This is a genomic window from Bacillus sp. AFS077874 (genome assembly GCF_002566505.1).
Lineage (GTDB): Bacteria > Bacillota > Bacilli > Bacillales > Bacillaceae_G > Gottfriedia.
In genome coordinates this window covers 407134-425815 of the sequence record NZ_NUYF01000012.1, presented here as the reverse complement: position 1 = coordinate 425815, position 18682 = coordinate 407134, and the positions used below count along the sequence as shown (strand labels likewise).

Below are 18682 nucleotides of genomic sequence, written 5' to 3'. Positions count from 1 at the left end.
TTCAACTTATCGCCTTATAAAATTTATATTTTACGGACTAGCGTTGTATCTTTTGCATCACGAACATCCCTCGGATATACACCTGATCCTTTGTCTTTATCTAAATCTAAGCCTGATTTTAACTTATATGCAGACCAGACTAACTTTGCACAATTTTTATCACCAGTATGACCTGTTTTACGGTTAGTTGCAAAATTGTAAGAGTAATCATCTTTACCTACTCGACTGTATGCCCAATCGGCAGCTGCATTTCGATTAGCAGTTGAAGTGTTAACGGATTTGACTTGTGCATCTCCTTTGTCTACCTTTCTATCTAGGTAATTTAATGTACGAACTCCCTTTTTTGGAACAGATTCGACTACTTTTTCAGCAGTATAATACATTCCTACATGTCCATGATTTAAGTAAGCAGTTTCTGATGCCGTATAGTAAATCTGGCCTTTTACACCTGTACCAACAGGAACAGTACCACCACCGCCCCCTCTAGCTTGCAATTTTTTTCTGACAATCCCTGAGCTTCGTCTTGTTTAAGCTCACTAAAAAGTTGTTTTAATATAGCTTCTTGCGTATCACCAGTGTTTTTAGAAATGGATTCTACATCCTTTAACAATTCTTTTTCTGAAACATTCGGTTGTAATATTAAAATTTCTTTTACATAAGGTAAATCGTTTGTACTAGCATAGCTAATAGGGGTTGCAGTTAAGACTAGACTTGCAGATAAGACACTTACTCCGATTAATTTTTTCATTTAATCCTTTTACAAATATTTTCTGTATTTGAAATAGAGAGTGATAAGTGTTGTTTATTATTTTTACTGTCGAATCATTCATCACAATTCTATACAAGAATATTATATAAGGAAAAGTTTACTAATATTTACTAATTTTAGTCTCTTTTGTGACACTTTTTAAGTTCTTGAAATGTGGATAAACATACTTCAATTCATAATAGTACAGAGTAAAGTGAAAGATAAAGCTAGAAATTTTTAAAGAAAACTCGCAAATTTGAGAACTTTTAGGCGAAGACAGAGGGCGTAGTTGCAATTATATTTTTACTAAAATTGGTTACTGACGAGCTTGCTTGAACGCTGCAAATTTACACTTTCTTAATACGTAAAAAAAATCTACAACCTAAGTCGTAGATTTTTTTGATTCATTCAGTTTGTATTCTAAGAATTCTTGAGATTTTCCTTTAGGAATACTCAAACTCTTAAATTCATCATTTTTTATTAACTTAGCTATATAAACAATTTGCCCAATATGATTTCCGTAATGACTAATTTGTCTATGTATTGCTTGTAAAACAGTATGATCTTCACCACGAATTTTAATCGTTTTTAATACATCTTCTTCTTGTAGACTTTCAAGTGTGTTAAAAACTACATTCCATCCTTTATTCCAATCAGCTAATAACTCATCCTTTGATTGGTAAATCCCCTCAAACTCAACATCACGATTTCGCCATGGTTTTTCACCATCCGTCGTAAGAAAATCCGTCCATCTAGAAATCATATTACCACTTAAATGCTTTACAATAATGGAAATACTATTCGATTCACTAGATGGTTGTAAGTGCAACTCCTCATTATTCAGCTGATCCATCGAACGATCACCAAGATTTTTTATCCCTTTGAATTCCTTTAAACTATTCGAAAGAAATTGTTTTGCGATTGACATACTTGACCCTCCAATTTTAAAGTTTCTTTCAATCAATTTTATGAATAGTTTAAAAACTTATTAATAATTTATCAAATAATTTGTTTCGGTTTAGGGTGTGAAAGAACACTAAATTAGTAAGATTTCAGGTGAAAGTTTTTCATTTTGATGATTTTTCACGTGAATCCTGATCATTTTAGGTGATTTAACGCTTCGAAGCTTATTTTATTTGAATTTTCTATTGTGGAGCAGTCGGTTGAGTGTGACTTTTATGGTTTATTTGCGATTTTACTATTTTTAATTGTGATTACTTAAATTTAATTACCATTTTCATTTTTTAATTGCTGTTCTCTATTTTAATTGCGATTTCAAGTTTTTAATTGCTATTATCAAATTTTATTTGCGATCCTCTTTTTTTCATGTCATTACCTCATTATTTTGTTGGGATTTACTTATTTTCCCTCTCACTTTATTTTAAATCAAAGTAATTCTAAGACTTATTTGCACTTTTGAATTTTTTAATTGCTGTTTTGATTATTTTATTTGCAGAATTGATATTTTTAATTGCACATTTGGCTTTTTTATTTGCAGTTCACTTTTTTTATTTGCACTTCTGGCTATTTTAATTGTAGTTTCGACGATTTTATTTGTACTATCGGACGATTTATTTGCAGTCCACTTTTTATTTGCACTCCAGATCGATTTATTTGCAGTCCACTTTCTAATTGCGGTCCCAATCGATTTAGTTGCACTCCAAATTATTTATCTGAGTCCCAAACTCACCCCACAAAAAAAAGATGACTCCAAAAAGTCATCTTTCCTACTCTAAGTATTAAACTTCAACTGTCATCCAACTAGCATCTTGTGGATTTTTTCTCCATGCAGTTAGTTTTGCTACATGTTCTGCTTCGATTGAGCCTTGTTCTTTTGCTACTTCTACTAGTGTGTCATAGTCAGTTAGAGAATAGTAAGTTACGTCGTTTGCATCGAACTTCTCTACTGCAGCTGGTAGATTGTATGTGAAGATTGAGACTACTCCTAGTACTTCGCAGCCCGCTTCGCGTAATGCTTCAACGCATGTAATTACGCTGCCGCCAGTTGAGATTAAATCTTCTACTACTACTACTTTTTGTCCAGTTTTAATTGGGCCTTCGATTTGGTTTCCTTTGCCGTGGCCTTTTGCAGAGCTACGTACATAAACCATTGGTAATTCCATTAAATCACTTGTCCATGCTGCGTGTGGAATTCCAGCAGTTGCTGTTCCAGCAATTACATCTACGTTACCAAATTTAGTTTGGATTAGTTCTACTAAGCCTTTTGCAATGTTTTTACGAATTTCTGGATAGCCAAGAGTAAGGCGATTATCACAATAGATTGGAGATTTGATTCCTGATGCCCATGTAAATGGTGTTTCAGGTTGAAGGCTTACTGCCCCAATGCTTAATAAGTTTGCTGCGATATTTTTTTTCATATTGTTACGCCCTCCCATTGTGCAATTACTTCTTCATATGCTTCTACTGGATTTTCGCTTTTTGTAATACTGCGTCCTACTACAATATAGCTGCTTCCAAATTGTCTAGCTTTCGCTGGAGTTGTTACACGTACTTGATCATCTACACTATTATCTGCTAGGCGAATACCAGGTGTTACAGTAAGAAAGTTCTTACCTTGAACTGCTGCTTGAACTAACTCTACATCAAGTGGAGAGCAAACTACACCGTCAAGACCGCTTTCTTCTGTTATAGCAGCATATAGTTTAATCGAATCCTGTAAAGAAGATATTCCTTGTTCATGGATTACTTGTTCTTCTGAAGTGCTTGTTAGTTGAGTTACTGCAATTAGTAATGGTCGTTTTTTTCCAGCAGGAGTGCCTTCTTCTAGCCCTTCTAATGCTGCCTTCATCATTTTCGTTCCACCAGCTGCATGAACATTAACCATGTCTACTTCTAGAGATGCGATATTTTTCATTGCATGTTTTACTGTATTTGGAATATCATGAAGTTTCAAATCTAGGAAGATTTGATGTCCTAATTCTTTTAATTCCTTTATGATCGCTGGACCCTCTTTGTAAAATAGCTCCATCCCTACCTTTACATATAGAGACTTTTGAAATTTTTTTACAAAATTCATTACTTCATCTTTTGATGAAAAATCAAGCGCGATGACCACTTGTGATGACATGTTGTTTCCAGCTCCTTCCAATACATTCTTCAATTGACTCATATCCATATTTTTGTAGCACTTCAGGTAGTTCATCTATGATTGTTGGACAAACAAATGGATCAACGAAGTTTGCAGTACCTACACCGATTGCACTTGCTCCTGCTAGGAAAAACTCTAGTGCATCTTCTGCATTCATAACCCCGCCCATTCCGATGATTGGGATGTTTACTACTTGGCTCACATCATGAATCATACGGATTGCTACTGGTTTTATTGCAGGACCTGATAATCCACCAGTTTTATTTGCTAGAATTGGTTTACCAGTTCTTAAATCTAATCTCATCCCTAGTAATGTATTGATCATTGTTAAACCATCTGCTCCTGCATGTTCAATTGCTTTTGCGATTTCAACAATATTCGTTACATTCGGAGATAATTTTACGTATAGCGGAACTTCGCTTACTTCTTTTACTTTCTTAGTTACTTCAGCCGCTGTTGCAGCATCCGTTCCAAATGCAATCCCACCACATTTTACGTTTGGACAAGAAATGTTTAATTCTAGTGCTTTTACATTACTTACTTTTGAAATTTCTTTTGCGACAGTTACATAGTCTTCAATAGTTGATCCAGCAATATTTGCAATGATTGGTACATCAAAATTTGATAACCATTTTAATTCACCGTTAATTACTTTTTCTAAACCAGGATTTTGAAGTCCAATCGCATTTAACATCCCCGCCCCTGTTTCAGCTACACGAGGTGTTTCATTTCCGTATCGTGTTTCAACTGTTGTTGCTTTTATCATAATAGCTCCAAGAATACTTAGATCGTAAAGATTTGCAAACTCTCTACCAAATCCGAAGCAACCAGAAGCTGGCATAATAGGATTTTTTAAATCTAAGCCAGGAAGTTTTGTTTGTAATGAAATCATAGTACTACCTCCTCAGCTTGGAATACTGGTCCATCGCTACAAATTTTACGATATGACCCGTCTTCAGTATGGCATACACATGCGAAACAAGCTCCGATTCCACAGCCCATTCGTTCTTCAAGTGATATATAGCCATCCTTCGTACCTTTATACTGCTGTTGTAAAGCCTTTAACATCACAGTTGGACCACATGCAAAGTATTGATCAAATTGAAGCTCTTTTTCACGAATTACATCTGTTACAAAGCCTTTCGTACCTAGAGTTCCATCTACAGTTGCCATAAAAGTTGGTCCTAATTCTGAAAATTCTTTTTCATAAAAAGCTACATTACTTGATGCAAATCCTAACACATGTATTACATTTACACCACGAGCTTTAAATTGCTTCGAAAGTTCATACATCGGAGGTACGCCAATTCCACCACCAACTAGTAGTGCTGTATCTCCTTCTGAAAGAGTTTCAACATCATAACCTTGACCTAGAGGACCTAATACATCAACTTGTTGTCCAACGCTTGCTTCTTTTAAAAGCTTCGTTCCTTCACCTTCTGCGCGGAATATCATCGTGAACTCACTTTTCTCTTTGTCGATCGAACATATACTGATTGGTCTTCTTAATAGTGGCGTTAGTCCACCAGTCACTTTTATATGGACGAACTGCCCAGGAGAGTGCATCTCCTGAACTAGTTCACCTTTTAATGTCATTTCGACAATTTGATGGGCAATTTCTCTATTTGAGACAATTGTCATGAGTTCTTTTTTTATCATACTAATACGCCAGCCTTCATTTCTTTGTTTGGTAGTGCAGAAGTTGAGAATGTTAAGCTTTCAATTACTGATAATATTGCAGTTGCTGTATCTAGTGAAGTTAAGCAAACTACTCCGTTTTCAACTGATTCACGACGAATTCTGAATCCATCACGAGCTGGTTTTTTACCTTTTGTTAACGTATTGATAACAAACTGTGCATCTCCACGCTTGATCATATCTAGCATATTGTCTTCATGCTCGTTAATTTTGTTTACCGCTTTTACAGGTACACCGTGGTTTTCTAAATGATTTTTAGTTCCTTCTGTACCGAATACTGTAAATCCAATTTCATGGAAGCGTTTTGCGATATTTACTACTTCTTCTTTATCTTTATCAGCTACTGTAATGATTACTGAACCGTGTGTTGGGATTTGCATTCCCGCAGCAATTAGTGCTTTGTATAATGCTTTTTGAAGACTTACATCTTTACCCATTACTTCTCCAGTTGATTTCATTTCAGGGCCTAATGTTATATCTACTGAGCGTAGTTTAGCGAATGAGAACACTGGTGCTTTTACATATACTTCATTTTCTTCTGGATGGTAGCCTGTTGCATATCCGAATGAAGCTAATGTTTGACCTAAGATAACTTTTGTTGCGATATTCGCCATTGGTACATTTGTAATTTTACTTAAGAATGGTACTGTACGGCTTGATCTTGGGTTTACTTCTAGTACGAATACTTCATCTTTATCTGTTACAACAAACTGGATGTTAAGTAATCCTTTGATATTTAAGCCTTTTGCAAGTTTAATTGTATAGTCGATTAATTTTTCCTTCGCAGCTTGTGATACATTTTGTGTAGGGTATACTGCGATTGAATCTCCTGAGTGAACTCCAGCACGTTCGATATGCTCCATAATACCAGGGATGTATACATCGATTCCGTCAGAGATTGCATCTACTTCAATTTCTTTACCAGTTAAGTAACGGTCTACTAATACTGGATGTTCTGGATTGATTTTAACTGCATTTTGCATGTAGTGAAGAATCTCTTCGCGGTGGTATACAATCTCCATCGCACGTCCACCTAGTACATATGATGGTCTTACTAATACTGGATAACCAATTTCATCAGCGATATTCGCTGCTTCTTCAGGTGTCATTGCTGTTTTACCTAGAGGTTGTGGTACTCCTAATTGTTGAAGTGCTTCTTCAAACTTGTCTCTGTCTTCAGCACGATCTAAATCCTCAAGTGAAGTTCCAAGAATTTTTACACCACGTTCTACTAATTTACCTGCAAGGTTAATTGCTGTTTGACCACCGAATTGAACTACTACTCCCATCGGTTTTTCTAAATCGATAATGTGCATAACGTCTTCAATTGTTAATGGCTCAAAATATAGTTTGTCTGAGATACTGAAGTCAGTTGAAACTGTTTCTGGGTTGTTGTTTATAATGATCGCTTCGTATCCAGCTTCTTTAATTGCTCTTACACAGTGTACTGTTGCATAGTCAAACTCGATCCCTTGACCGATTCGGATTGGACCAGAGCCAAGAACTACTACACTCTTCTTATCCGTTACAATTGATTCATTTTCGATTTCGTATGTTCCGTAGAAGTATGGAGTTGAAGATTCAAACTCAGCCGCACATGTATCAACCATTTTATATACTGGAATGATTTGGTTTTGTTTTCTAAATTCGTATACTTCTTTATTTGTAGCATTCCATTGTGATGCGATGTAATCATCACTGAAGCCCATTTTCTTAGCTTTTAAAAGTACATCTAGTTCAAAATGGTTATCTTTAATTTGTTTTTCCATTTTTATGATGTTTTCAATTTTGTGTAGGAAGAAGAAATCAATTTTTGTAATATCGTGAATTTCTTCTAACGTCATACCTGTTCTCATTGCTTCAGCAACAATGTAAAGTCTTTCATCGTCAGCTTTTGCCATGCGAGTAATCATTTCTTCTTTAGTCAGTTCTTTTACTGCATTAAGCTCGATGTGACTTATTCCTAATTCTAGAGAGCGTACTGCTTTTAATAATGACTCTTCAAGTGTTCTACCGATTGCCATTACTTCTCCAGTTGCTTTCATTTGAGTTCCTAACTGACGGTTTGCCGTTTCAAACTTATCAAATGGCCAACGAGGAATTTTTGATACGATATAGTCTAATGCTGGCTCGAAGCAAGCATATGTTTTCTTTGTAACTGGGTTAATCATTTCATCCAATGTTAAGCCTACTGCGATTTTTGCTGCTAATTTTGCAATCGGATAGCCTGTTGCTTTTGAAGCAAGCGCACTTGAACGTGATACACGTGGATTTACTTCGATTACATAGTATTGGAAGCTATCTGGATCAAGTGCAAGCTGTACGTTACATCCACCTTCAATTCCTAAAGCACGAATGATTTTTAATGATACATTTCGTAGCATTTGATATTCGCGGTCACTTAATGTTTGAGAAGGAGCAATTACGATTGAATCTCCTGTGTGAACACCAACCGGATCGATGTTTTCCATGTTACATACTACAATCGCATGGTCATTTGCATCACGCATTACTTCATACTCGATTTCTTTAAAACCAGCAATACTTTTCTCTAATAGACATTGTGTTACTGGGCTATTTTTTAATCCGCTAGCTACGATTTCTTTTAAATCTTCTTCATTATTACAAATTCCACCGCCTGTTCCTCCAAGAGTAAAGGCAGGTCTTACGATAACTGGGTAGCCAATTTTTTCTACGAAGTCATATGCTTCTTCTAAAGTATGAATGATTTCACTTTCTGGTACTGGCTCGCTTAAGTCGTTCATTAATGTTCTGAATAAGTCGCGGTCTTCTGCACGATTAATTGCTTCTAGAGTCGTTCCTAAAATTTTCACTCCACACTCTTTTAACACGCCAGATTTATCTAATTCTACCGCTAGGTTAAGTCCTGTTTGACCTCCTAATGTTGGTAAAAGTGCATCTGGGCGTTCTTTACGAATGATTCGACTAACGAAATCTACTGTTAGTGGTTCGATGTATACTTTATCTGCTGTTTGTACATCCGTCATAATTGTTGCAGGGTTTGAGTTTACTAGAATTACTTTGTATCCTTCTTCTTTCAATGCCTGACAAGCCTGTGTTCCAGCATAGTCAAATTCTGCTGCTTGACCGATTACGATTGGTCCTGATCCGATTACTAAGATTGTTTGAATGTCTACGCGTTTTGGCATTGTAAGTTCCCCTCTCGTTTCTGTGCTTCCATCATGCTAATAAATTCATCAAATAAATAGTTTGCATCTTCTGGTCCAGGTGATGCTTCTGGGTGGTATTGTACTGTGAATGCTGGGTAAATCTTATGTTTAAGTCCTTCTACAGTTCCATCATTTAGTGCAACATGTGTTACTTCTAAATCTGTTCCTTCGATTGAATCCGTTTCTACTGCATAACCATGGTTTTGCGAAGTGATTGCTACTTTTCCTGTTTCTAAATGTTTAACTGGATGGTTCGCACCACGGTGTCCGAATTTAAGCTTTGAAGTATTTCCTCCATTTGCTAGAGCGAATAATTGGTGACCTAAGCAAATTCCGAATAATGGTACTTTACCTACTACTTCTTTAATCATTTCGATTGCTACTTGAACATCCTTTGGATCACCAGGTCCATTACTTAACATAATTCCATCTGGAGCTAGTAAGAATATTTCTTTTGCTGAGACGTTATAAGGTACAACTGTAACGTCACATTTACGGTTTGTTAATTCTCTTAAGATACCATGCTTCATACCGAAATCTACTAATACTACTCTGTGTCCTCTACCTGGACTTCTATAAGGTTTTTGTGTTGAAACTCGCTCAACATGGTTTGTAAATAGTGGTGTATTTGTTAGTTCTGCAACTACTTCATCAACATTTGCTTCCATGCTGCAGAATTTACCTTTCATCGTTCCAACTTCACGAAGCTTTTTCACTAACATACGTGTATCGATTCCTGCTAAACCTGGAATACCTTTATCTTTGCAATATTGATCCAAGCTCATTTTGTTTCGGAAATTTGATGGATGCTCAGCATATTCTTTTACAATTAAACCATGAACTGCTGGTACGATGCTTTCAAAATCCTCTAAGTTGATACCATAGTTCCCTACTAAAGGGAAAGTGAATGTTACGATTTGTCCACAGTAAGATGGGTCAGTTAATACCTCTTGATATCCCGTCATACCTGTTGTAAATACGATTTCTCCTGTTGTTTCAACTTCGCTACCAAATCCTTCTCCTACAAAAACTGTTCCGTCTTCTAATATTAATTGACGCATCATACTGTTAGTTCCTCTCTTTCATATACTAATTTGCCATTTACCATTGTCATTACTGGCCAACCTTTACAGTTCCAACCATTAAATGGAGTGTTTTTACCTTTTGAAAGGAATGTTGTTGAATCGATTTCCTCTTCTAAATCTAAGTCGATTACAGTTAGGTCTGCTACCGCTCCAACTTCAATTTTTCCTCTGTTTAAGTTAAAAACTTCAGCAGGTTTAGTTGTTAAAAAGTTTATTACTTGTTGTAAAGTCATTTTGCCTGTTTCAACAAAATGAGTGTTTAATAATGGAAAAGCAGTTTCTAACCCTACAATTCCAAACGGTGCTAATTGCATTCCCTGAGCTTTTTCCTCTTCTGTGTGAGGTGCATGATCTGTTGCAATCATGTCGATTGTTCCATCAAGTAATCCTTCGATTAATGCTTCTCGATCGACTGCACTTCTTAATGGAGGATTCATTTTGAAATTTGTGTCTAAGCCTGGGATATCATCTTCACAAAGAATTAAATGGTGTGGTGAAACCTCAGCCGTTACATTAATTCCAGCACGTTTTGCATCGCGTACTACTCTTACTGATTCTTTTGTACTGATATGGCAAACATGATAGTGACAACCTGTAGCTTCAGCTAATAGTACATCTCGAGCAATTTGAACACTTTCACAAATTGAAGGAATTCCATTTAAACCATTTTCTTTTGAAAACTTACCTTCGTGGACACAACCTTTTTGAATCAGTGTGTTTTCTTCACAGTGTGCAACGATTGATACATTTAGTTCAGCTGCTTTTTGCATAGCTTTGTACATCATTTCAGCAGATTGAACTCCTACACCATCATCTGTGAATGCAAATGCTCCATTTTCTTTTAAGCCTTCAAAGTCTGTTTGCTCTTCACCAGCTTGTCGGATCGTAATTGATGCATATGGTAATACATTTACGACTGCTGTTTCTTCTATTTTTTTGTTTAATGCGCTTATGTGCTCGATTGTATCTGGTACTGGTCGAGTATTTGGCATTGCAGCAATTGTTGTAAATCCTCCTCTTGCCGCTGCCTTCGTACCTGTTTCGATTGTCTCTTTGTGTTCACCGCCCGGCTCACGAAGATGCACATGAACATCTATTAAACCTGGTGAAAGCAATTTGCCCTCTAATTCAATTTGTTTTGCATCTTCATCAACGATCGTTTCAGCGATTACTGAGATTTTTCCATTAACTACTAATACGTCTCGATTTAGAAGTTCACCATTTTCTTGTAAGATGACACCGTTTTTAAACAAGTACTTCATTTTTCATCTCTCCCCATACTGTTGGTAAGGCTCTTTTTAACACAGCCATTCGTAAAAATACTCCGTTTTCCATTTGCTTAAAGATTCTTGATTGCTTGCATTCAACTAATTCACTTGCAATTTCAACATCTCGATTAAATGGTGCTGGATGCATGATAATGCTTGTAGATTTCATTTTTGCTGCTCTTTCAACTGTTAGGCCATGCTTTTGTAAGTAATTTTCCATTATGTGATTTGTCTCTTCGTCGTGTCTTTCATGCTGAACTCTTAATAGCATCATGACATCAACTTCTTCGACTAATTCATCTAAATTTTTATATGTTCCATAAGTATTTTTTTCATCTTTCCATTCATCAGGACTTGCGAAGTATACTTCTGCACCTAATCTAGTTAGTGCTTCAGCATTAGAGCGAGCAACTCTTGAATGTCTTAAATCCCCAACGATTGCTACTTTTAATCCGTCAAAGCTTCCAAATTCTTGTTTGATCGTTAGTAGATCAAGTAAGCATTGTGTTGGGTGATTTCCACATCCATCGCCGGCATTCAGGATTGGCATTCCTGCATCTTTTATTTCTTGAAAATACTCGTCTTGTGTATGACGGATTACGACTGCTTCAACGCCAATTGCTTGAAGGGTTTTAACTGTATCATATAAAGTTTCACCTTTTTGAATGCTTGAGCTTTCAACAGCTAGGTTTATTACTTCAAGACCAAGTTTCTTTTGAGCTACCTCAAAGCTAAAGCGTGTTCTCGTACTATTTTCAAAAAACAAATTTGCAACAAATGTCTGACGTTTCAGGCTATTTATTTCTCCATTTGCAAAGCTTTGTGCTTGTTCTAGCAAATCTTGAATTTCTTCAATTGTTAAATCAGACATGGTTAATAAATGATTCATCCGTCATCCCCCTAAATGAATTTCATCTGTTTTATTTTTGGAGTCTTATCAATGTAAGAATTCCCCAATTAATTGTCAATTATGAAGCTAAGCTCTCGTCCTTATTTTCAGTTGTACGATCGCCACCAATATTTTCAGGTAGGACTAAATTTAGTACAACTCCGATTAAAGCTGATAAAGCCATTCCTTCTAATGCGAATTGTTTACCAATGTGTATTGCAGCTCCACCAATTCCTAGTACTAGAATGACTGAAGCGATAACTAAGTTACGTTGTTTAGCAAAATCAGTCTTGTTTTCTACTAAAACTCGTAATCCGCTTGAAGCGATGATTCCGAATAGTAGGATTGAGATACCACCCATTACAGGTGTCGGGATTGAGCTAATCACCGCTGAGATTTTTCCGATGAATCCAAATGACATAGCCAAGATTGCAGCACCTATGAATACGTATACGCTATAAGCTCTAGTGATTGCTAGAACACCGATGTTTTCACCGTATGTTGTTGTTGTAGGTCCCCCAATTAAGCCTGCTATCATTGTTGAAACTGCATCACCGAATAATGACTTATCTAATCCAGGATCTTTAATTAAATCTTTCTCTACGACACTTCCTAGTACAACTTGGTGTCCAATATGTTCTGATATTGTCACGATTGCTACAGGTACGAAGATGATTAGTAACTGGAATGTGACATGTGGTGTGTAGTGAACAAATGGTACTGAGAAATCAGGAACTGCTATCCAATCTGCTTTTTTAATTTCCGTAAAATTTACTACTCCAAAGAAGATTGAAGTAATGTATCCACCGATGATTCCTACTAAGATTGGTATGACTGATAAGAACCCTCTTGTAAATAATGCTGTTATGATTGTAATTGCTAATGTAATGAGTGCGATTGTGATTGATGTTGTGCTGTATTTATGGTTAGCCCCATTCATTGCCATTCCAACCGCTACTGTTGATAAGCTTAATCCGATTACGATAATTACCGGTCCAACTACGATTGGTGGTAATACTCTGAATAACCATTTCACGCCTACTTTGTTAATAATTAGTGCGATTACTGCGTAAATAATACCTGTGATGAAAACTCCAACGAACGCTGCACCAGGTTCTAAATTTGTTTTCGCGTAGATCATCGGAGCGATGAAGGCGAATGATGATCCAAGGTAAGATGGTACTTTACCTCTTGTAATTAGAATGAACACCATTGTTCCAATCCCACTTGAAATTAGTGCGATTGAAGGATTTATGCCGATTAAGATCGGAGCTAACACTGTCGATCCAAACATTGCGAATAAGTGTTGTAAACTTAGGAAAATCCATTGACCTATATTCGGTTTTTCATTTATCTCTAGGACAGGTTTTTGTTTTATCATGTTGTTTCCTCCAATTTTCCCAATAAAAAAACTCTTTGTGTTTGTACACAAAGAGTCCAAGTGCGTTGCTTCAAATAAGACAGCAACTAACTAGACCCTTTGTTAGCCTCTCTGGACCAAATTTAAAAGGGACTTCTATTTTTCAAATATACTTACTTTATCGTGGTCATCAGTTTCCTTTAATGCTACGACTACTTTTTCATTACTCGAAGTTGGAATATTTTTTCCAACATAGTCTGCTCTTACTGGAAGCTCCCGATGTCCTCGATCTACTAAAACTGCTAATTGTATTTGTGCCGGTCTACCTAGGTCCATAACTGCGTCCATTGCGGCACGAACTGTTCTGCCTGTGTAAAGCACATCATCAACTAAAATTACTTTTTTGTTTGTTAGGTCAACAGGAACATTTGAACCCTTCACTAATGGTTCTTTGTTTTCTGTCTTTGTCGATAAATCATCTCGATAAAGAGTAATATCTAAATCGCCCATGATTACATCTTTACCTTCAATCTGTTTAATTCTTTCTGCAATACGTTTTGCCAGATAAACACCTCTGGTTTTAATGCCAACCAAAACAATATTTTCAATACCTTTGTTATTTTCTAGCATTTCATGTGCAATTCTTGTTAAACCACGTCTGATCGCTAGTTCGTCTAAGATGATTGCTTTTTCAGTCATTTACCTTACCTCCTACTTTTATAGTGTAGAAGCAAAAAACCCTCTTGCCCGATGGACAAGAGGGTAGCGCAAAAGGATACAATTATCCCTTTTCATTTTCCGCTTCCTTCTCAACCTCACGGGGTTGTGTTAAAGGTTCATTCAACTGTCCTCATTATGACCTATGTTACAATCATTGTCAACAGTTATCTGCGTAATTGTTCAATAATATTTTCTAGTACTTCTGGAATAGGTGATGAAAACTCTAAATACTCATTTGTTCTTGGATGATTAAATCCTAAAACAGCTGCATGTAGAGCTTGACCATCTATATCTATTGTTTTACGTGGTCCGTACTTAGGATCACCAGCTAACGGGTATCCTATGTATTTCATATGAACACGAATTTGGTGAGTACGGCCTGTTTCAAGCTGACATTCAACTAAAGTAAACTCATCAAATCGCTCTAATACTCTAAAATGAGTCACGGCTTCTTTACTATTTTCTTCGGTAACCGTCATACTTTGACGATCACTTTTATCTCGTCCGATTGGCGCATCGATTGTACCTTCCTCATGAGGAATTACACCATGTACAATCGCAATATACTTACGCACAGAGGTTTTTTGACGTAATTGCTCTGCAAGCTTCTCATGAGCTACATCATTTTTTGCAACCATTAATAAACCTGAAGTATCCTTATCGATTCGATGTACAATACCAGGTCTTAACACACCATTTATGCCAGATAAATCTTTACAATGATACATTAAAGCGTTCACTAAAGTACCCGTTTCATGACCTAATGCAGGGTGAACTACCATTCCACGTGGTTTATTTACAACAATAACATCTGCATCCTCATAATAAACATCCAGTGGAATATTTTCAGCTATTACTTCTAATGGCTTTGGATCAGGTACTGAAACTGATATTTCATCGCCCTGTTTTACTTTATAATTACGTTTAATTTTTTCACCGTTCACTAACACAAAATCTTCTTTTAACCATGTTTGTACTTGAGACCTTGACCATTCATCATTTTGAGTTGCAATAAACGTATCGATTCTTTCTAAATGTTGATCCTCTTGAACTGTAAAAGCAAAAACTGTCATTTCTTAACTCCTCTTTTATCTTCCAATAAAGTAATAATAAATAATAAAATAACACCCACACAAAGTGCTGAGTCTGCGATATTAAATACAGGGAAATCATAATTAAAAATATAAACATGAATAAAATCAACTACTTCTTTACGGAAGAATCGATCAATAAAATTACCAATCGCACCACCTAAAACTAATCCTAAAGATAAACCAAGGAAACGATCTCCTTTTGCGTGCTTTTGGATAAAGTAAATCACTGCTACTACAAAGACTAAAGTAATTAAATAGAAGAAGCCCATTTTTCCTTGGAGCATTCCCCAAGCCGCTCCTTGATTGCGATGTGATGTTATGTAAAAAATATTTTTTATAATCTCAATATTTTCTCCTAAATACATCTTCTTTAAAACGGCTAGTTTTGTCAGTTGATCAATTAAAATGACAATTACCGCAATAATATATGCCATATTTATCCCCTACCTTATTAGATATCTCATCAAATTTTAGCATAGGGGAAAGGTTTATACAATGAATAGTATTAGTAATGATTTCTTACAAAACTAAAATCCTCTAACGTTCGACCTGTTGGAAGCACTTTTAATTTTTCAATTGGAATGGCTTGCCCAGTCACTTCACAATAACCAAATAATCCATGGTCAATTTTTTGCAAGGCAATCTCAATATCATATAAATCATTTTGCATGTCTTCAACGAGGATATGGTGTTTATTTGTCTCCTCGAAAATCGAATGATGCTGCTCAATATCAGTAGAACTTATTGGTTCAGAAAATAAACGATGTAGCAATTCATTTTTAATTAGTTCAAGCTCTTGTTTAATATAGAAAATTTCATTGCTCCTCATCTTCTTCACTCCCAATTTTTTTATGTAAAAATACTTTTCCCTCAAACTGAAGTCGATAATAGGTGAAACTTTTTCCTTTAAAGGAAATAGCTAAAGATATTTCCATTCATAATTGTGATATATAGTAATAATTGCTCTTAAAGAAAGTTTCTTTTTTTAAACGAAAAAGAAAACCCGCTTAGGCTCCATGTCCTTTTGTGGGTTTTCCTTCTTTCAAAAATTTCAAATGATTGTATGAATTGTTGACTCCAAATTTATATCCATCATTAAAGCTTAATATCAAATAATACATATTATTAACCACTCTCGACATTTACTAAGTCTAAATTTTGTATATTATACGTGAATCGGATTTGTGTTTAATGAAAGTGCCCACACATCATATGGACACTCTTCATTTCATCAACAATTTATTAAATGTCTCATCGTCGTATCGAATGTACGTGATTTTCCCTTCATTGTTGAAGTTGACGCGGCCGGTGACGTCGGCATTTTTATTTTTGCCGTCTTTTTCGAGCTCAATATGCACCAGGAAATCATAAGCACCTTTTGTACTGTTATCTTCGCTAATATCCATTGTGTGTACACTCATTATGTAGTTATGATCATGTGCGAGCATCACATACCGAAACGCATGTACGCTAACAAAAGCATTGAACGCATTTTTCGTGAAGTAAGCACCGTATAATTTTTTGTAGTAGGTTTCAAGTTTGGTCGGGTTTTTCGGTTGAGTGACCTTTCCATCGCTTCCGATGACCGTTGCACTCTCACCCGACTCGACAAGTTTGACGAGCACTTTATCATCCGAAAACTGATGGATTAACACTTGTTCAATTGCATCAACATTGACATCTTCCGGCTTTCCTGACGGCTTTGCCGACGTGCAACCAGCTATCAACAGACTACATACGAGAAGAAAAAGTATAACTAGATTCCATTTTTTCATGTTAAATCCCCCCTTGTTCTGAACTTCTATTTCTTAGTTTATTACCCGCATGTTAGAATAAGACCCTTGCACTCAACCCAGCCCAATTGTTCAAATAGACTTCAGAAAAGACATAATCTTTCTGGCTTATTTTACAAAGGTTTGTGTAATTCGTCGTTCCTTTACTTCGTTTCTAGGATATGGTCGCATTAATCTTTCCTTCTGAAACGATCGATTAAAAAGGAGCCTTTTAACATGTTTCCATTTTTCACTCATACTATTTCGTTTGAAACTTACCGAACGTAGTTTAAGGTCTTTATAAGTACATGTTTAAATCTTATTTAAAAGTTCTCTATTCCGTTTTTACTAATTATAAACAAAAGTACCTTATAGAATAGACTTTTTAAAGTGTCTAATCTATATGGTACTTTTAATTTGTATTTTTAAATTAACTGTCAACCATTTTCAGTCGTTTTCATCAGTCTGTAAATTGTTGCGTCCAATAAGTTCCTACCTTACCTACTCCAATTTGTTTAAAGTTAGGGCTCATGATGTTCGCTCTGTGACCTGTTGAATTCATCCAATCAGTCATTACTTCATTTGCAGTTGTTTGTCCGTGTGCGATGTTTTCACCTTTATAACCACCATTAAAGCTTAATGTTGAATGATACATATTGTTAGCATTACTCATTGTTTGTGACCATGCTTGAGCTGTTCCATTTAAATAGCTAGATAGTGTTAATGGCTTTAATCCGCCTTTTCCACGCTCGATATTTACTATGTCTAAAATTTGTTGTTGAATCGAGGAATTTGAGCTAGCTGGTGTAGTCGGATTTGATGGTTTTGTTGTTGGATTTGATGGTTTTGTTGTTGGTTTAGTTGGTGGAACATATTTTACGTATTTTTTAAGAATATATCTTGTATTACCTTTATAGCTGATCTTTACAAACGTACTATTGTAACCTGAGTAGTTAATTTTTTGGTTTTTAGCAAGGTATCCAACTGTTTTAGAACTACTCCATGGCCTTTCTTTTACTGACAATTTAGTAGCAGTTACTGCACCTGAAGTCGCTCCAGCATATGTTGTGCCTAATCCTATAAACATTGGCATCGCGATTGCAACCCCTAAAACTGTTTGAGTAACTTTTTTGATGTTTTTATTCAAATTGTATTCCCCCAATGTTTGTTTTTAGTTTTTGTTATCGCTTACAAGAATAATTTTACACCGACACATACATACATACAACTCGAAAATAAAAAAAGGAAGATTTTACTAACGAATCATCCTTTTTCATCTTCGAATTCTTTTCTATATTCTTCTTTAAGAATTTCTCTTACATCATCTCTTTTAATAAACTCTTTCACAAATTCCCTAATTCCTTGTTTTCTCATTTCCTCAAGCATTTCATTCCTAATTCCTTCTATATGAACAGACTGGTCAATTTCTTTTTTTAGAATTCCTTTAATATCTGGTTCTTTTATTCCTAAAAGGTAATATGAGCGCTTGATACTTTGTTGTATACTTGAACGACTTTTCTGCTCTAGGTCAGCTATTTCTTGGTAACTGTATCCTTTTTCCCTTAAATCTACTCTCTTCTTCATTAAGTCAGTTAATTTATCCCAATTTGGATTATTTTCATAATTCATTATGTATTAACCTCTTATATCTTATTTTTAGTACTGTAAACATAACATACACCAATACATACTTTTTTACAATTTTTGAAAAATCTTAATCCAATTCTAAATTTAAAAGAGTCGAAAGG

Annotated in this window: 19 protein-coding genes; all 19 read right to left on the bottom strand. The window is 35.6% G+C overall.

Going from position 1 to position 18682, the window contains the following annotated elements:
* Positions 1 to 23: 23 nt before the first annotated feature.
* The 19 genes from COJ46_RS25050 to COJ46_RS14645 all read right to left on the bottom strand — a co-directional run bounded on the left by COJ46_RS25050 (position 24) and on the right by COJ46_RS14645 (position 18563).
* On the bottom strand, positions 24 to 494 hold the full coding sequence (locus COJ46_RS25050) for a YiiX/YebB-like N1pC/P60 family cysteine hydrolase (RefSeq protein ID WP_286133518.1): 471 nt from the start codon (positions 492 to 494) through the stop codon (positions 24 to 26).
* On the bottom strand, positions 443 to 748 hold the full coding sequence (locus COJ46_RS25045; RefSeq protein WP_286133519.1) for a hypothetical protein: 306 nt from the start codon (positions 746 to 748) through the stop codon (positions 443 to 445). The genes COJ46_RS25050 and COJ46_RS25045 overlap by 52 nt, the downstream gene beginning before the upstream one ends.
* Before the next feature lie 382 nt (positions 749 to 1130).
* Entirely contained in the window at positions 1131 to 1676 is a 546-nt protein-coding gene (locus tag COJ46_RS14725) for a DUF1572 family protein (RefSeq protein ID WP_097975554.1), read from the bottom strand.
* Between the two features lie 811 nt (positions 1677 to 2487).
* Complete coding sequence (gene pyrE, locus COJ46_RS14720; protein WP_088013014.1) at positions 2488 to 3126, bottom strand: orotate phosphoribosyltransferase; 639 nt, start codon at positions 3124 to 3126, stop codon at positions 2488 to 2490.
* Positions 3123 to 3836: an orotidine-5'-phosphate decarboxylase gene (gene pyrF, locus COJ46_RS14715; RefSeq protein WP_097975556.1), complete on the bottom strand. Its 714-nt coding sequence runs from the start codon at positions 3834 to 3836 to the stop codon at positions 3123 to 3125. The genes pyrE and pyrF overlap by 4 nt, the downstream gene beginning before the upstream one ends.
* Positions 3808 to 4749 carry a dihydroorotate dehydrogenase gene (locus COJ46_RS14710; RefSeq protein ID WP_097975557.1) on the bottom strand — a complete coding sequence of 314 codons (942 nt, stop codon included), beginning with the start codon at positions 4747 to 4749 and terminating at the stop codon, positions 3808 to 3810. The genes pyrF and COJ46_RS14710 overlap by 29 nt, the downstream gene beginning before the upstream one ends.
* Entirely contained in the window at positions 4746 to 5516 is a 771-nt protein-coding gene (locus COJ46_RS14705; protein WP_097975559.1) for a dihydroorotate dehydrogenase electron transfer subunit, read from the bottom strand. The genes COJ46_RS14710 and COJ46_RS14705 overlap by 4 nt, the downstream gene beginning before the upstream one ends.
* Positions 5513 to 8725, bottom strand: coding sequence for a carbamoyl-phosphate synthase large subunit (carB, locus tag COJ46_RS14700; RefSeq protein ID WP_097975561.1), 3213 nt, complete (start codon positions 8723 to 8725; stop codon positions 5513 to 5515). The genes COJ46_RS14705 and carB overlap by 4 nt, the downstream gene beginning before the upstream one ends.
* The gene (locus COJ46_RS14695) at positions 8710 to 9810 is read right to left on the bottom strand and encodes a carbamoyl phosphate synthase small subunit (RefSeq protein ID WP_097975563.1); all 1101 of its coding nucleotides are present in this window, start codon (positions 9808 to 9810) and stop codon (positions 8710 to 8712) included. Before COJ46_RS14695 ends, carB begins: the two co-directional genes overlap by 16 nt.
* The gene (locus tag COJ46_RS14690; RefSeq protein ID WP_098566022.1) at positions 9807 to 11093 is read right to left on the bottom strand and encodes a dihydroorotase; all 1287 of its coding nucleotides are present in this window, start codon (positions 11091 to 11093) and stop codon (positions 9807 to 9809) included. Before COJ46_RS14690 ends, COJ46_RS14695 begins: the two co-directional genes overlap by 4 nt.
* Positions 11077 to 11988, bottom strand: a complete 912-nt coding sequence (locus tag COJ46_RS14685; protein ID WP_097975567.1) for an aspartate carbamoyltransferase catalytic subunit — start codon at positions 11986 to 11988, stop codon at positions 11077 to 11079. Before COJ46_RS14685 ends, COJ46_RS14690 begins: the two co-directional genes overlap by 17 nt.
* 79 nt (positions 11989 to 12067) lie before the next feature.
* Complete coding sequence (locus COJ46_RS14680) at positions 12068 to 13366, bottom strand: solute carrier family 23 protein (RefSeq protein ID WP_141437785.1); 1299 nt, start codon at positions 13364 to 13366, stop codon at positions 12068 to 12070.
* A gap of 138 nt (positions 13367 to 13504) precedes the next feature.
* Positions 13505 to 14047, bottom strand: coding sequence for a bifunctional pyr operon transcriptional regulator/uracil phosphoribosyltransferase PyrR (gene pyrR, locus COJ46_RS14675; RefSeq protein ID WP_097975570.1), 543 nt, complete (start codon positions 14045 to 14047; stop codon positions 13505 to 13507).
* A gap of 185 nt (positions 14048 to 14232) precedes the next feature.
* Complete coding sequence (locus COJ46_RS14670) at positions 14233 to 15141, bottom strand: RluA family pseudouridine synthase (RefSeq protein WP_097975572.1); 909 nt, start codon at positions 15139 to 15141, stop codon at positions 14233 to 14235.
* Positions 15138 to 15596, bottom strand: a complete 459-nt coding sequence (lspA, locus tag COJ46_RS14665) for a signal peptidase II (protein ID WP_069035614.1) — start codon at positions 15594 to 15596, stop codon at positions 15138 to 15140. Before lspA ends, COJ46_RS14670 begins: the two co-directional genes overlap by 4 nt.
* 71 nt (positions 15597 to 15667) lie before the next feature.
* On the bottom strand, positions 15668 to 15991 hold the full coding sequence (locus tag COJ46_RS14660) for a TraR/DksA family transcriptional regulator (protein WP_097975574.1): 324 nt from the start codon (positions 15989 to 15991) through the stop codon (positions 15668 to 15670).
* A gap of 394 nt (positions 15992 to 16385) precedes the next feature.
* Positions 16386 to 16937 carry a hypothetical protein gene (locus COJ46_RS14655; protein ID WP_098566021.1) on the bottom strand — a complete coding sequence of 184 codons (552 nt, stop codon included), beginning with the start codon at positions 16935 to 16937 and terminating at the stop codon, positions 16386 to 16388.
* Between the two features lie 457 nt (positions 16938 to 17394).
* The gene (locus COJ46_RS14650; RefSeq protein WP_098566020.1) at positions 17395 to 18081 is read right to left on the bottom strand and encodes a CAP domain-containing protein; all 687 of its coding nucleotides are present in this window, start codon (positions 18079 to 18081) and stop codon (positions 17395 to 17397) included.
* A 116-nt stretch (positions 18082 to 18197) separates the two neighbouring features.
* Entirely contained in the window at positions 18198 to 18563 is a 366-nt protein-coding gene (locus COJ46_RS14645; RefSeq protein WP_097975580.1) for a hypothetical protein, read from the bottom strand.
* Between the last annotated feature and the right edge of the window lie 119 nt (positions 18564 to 18682).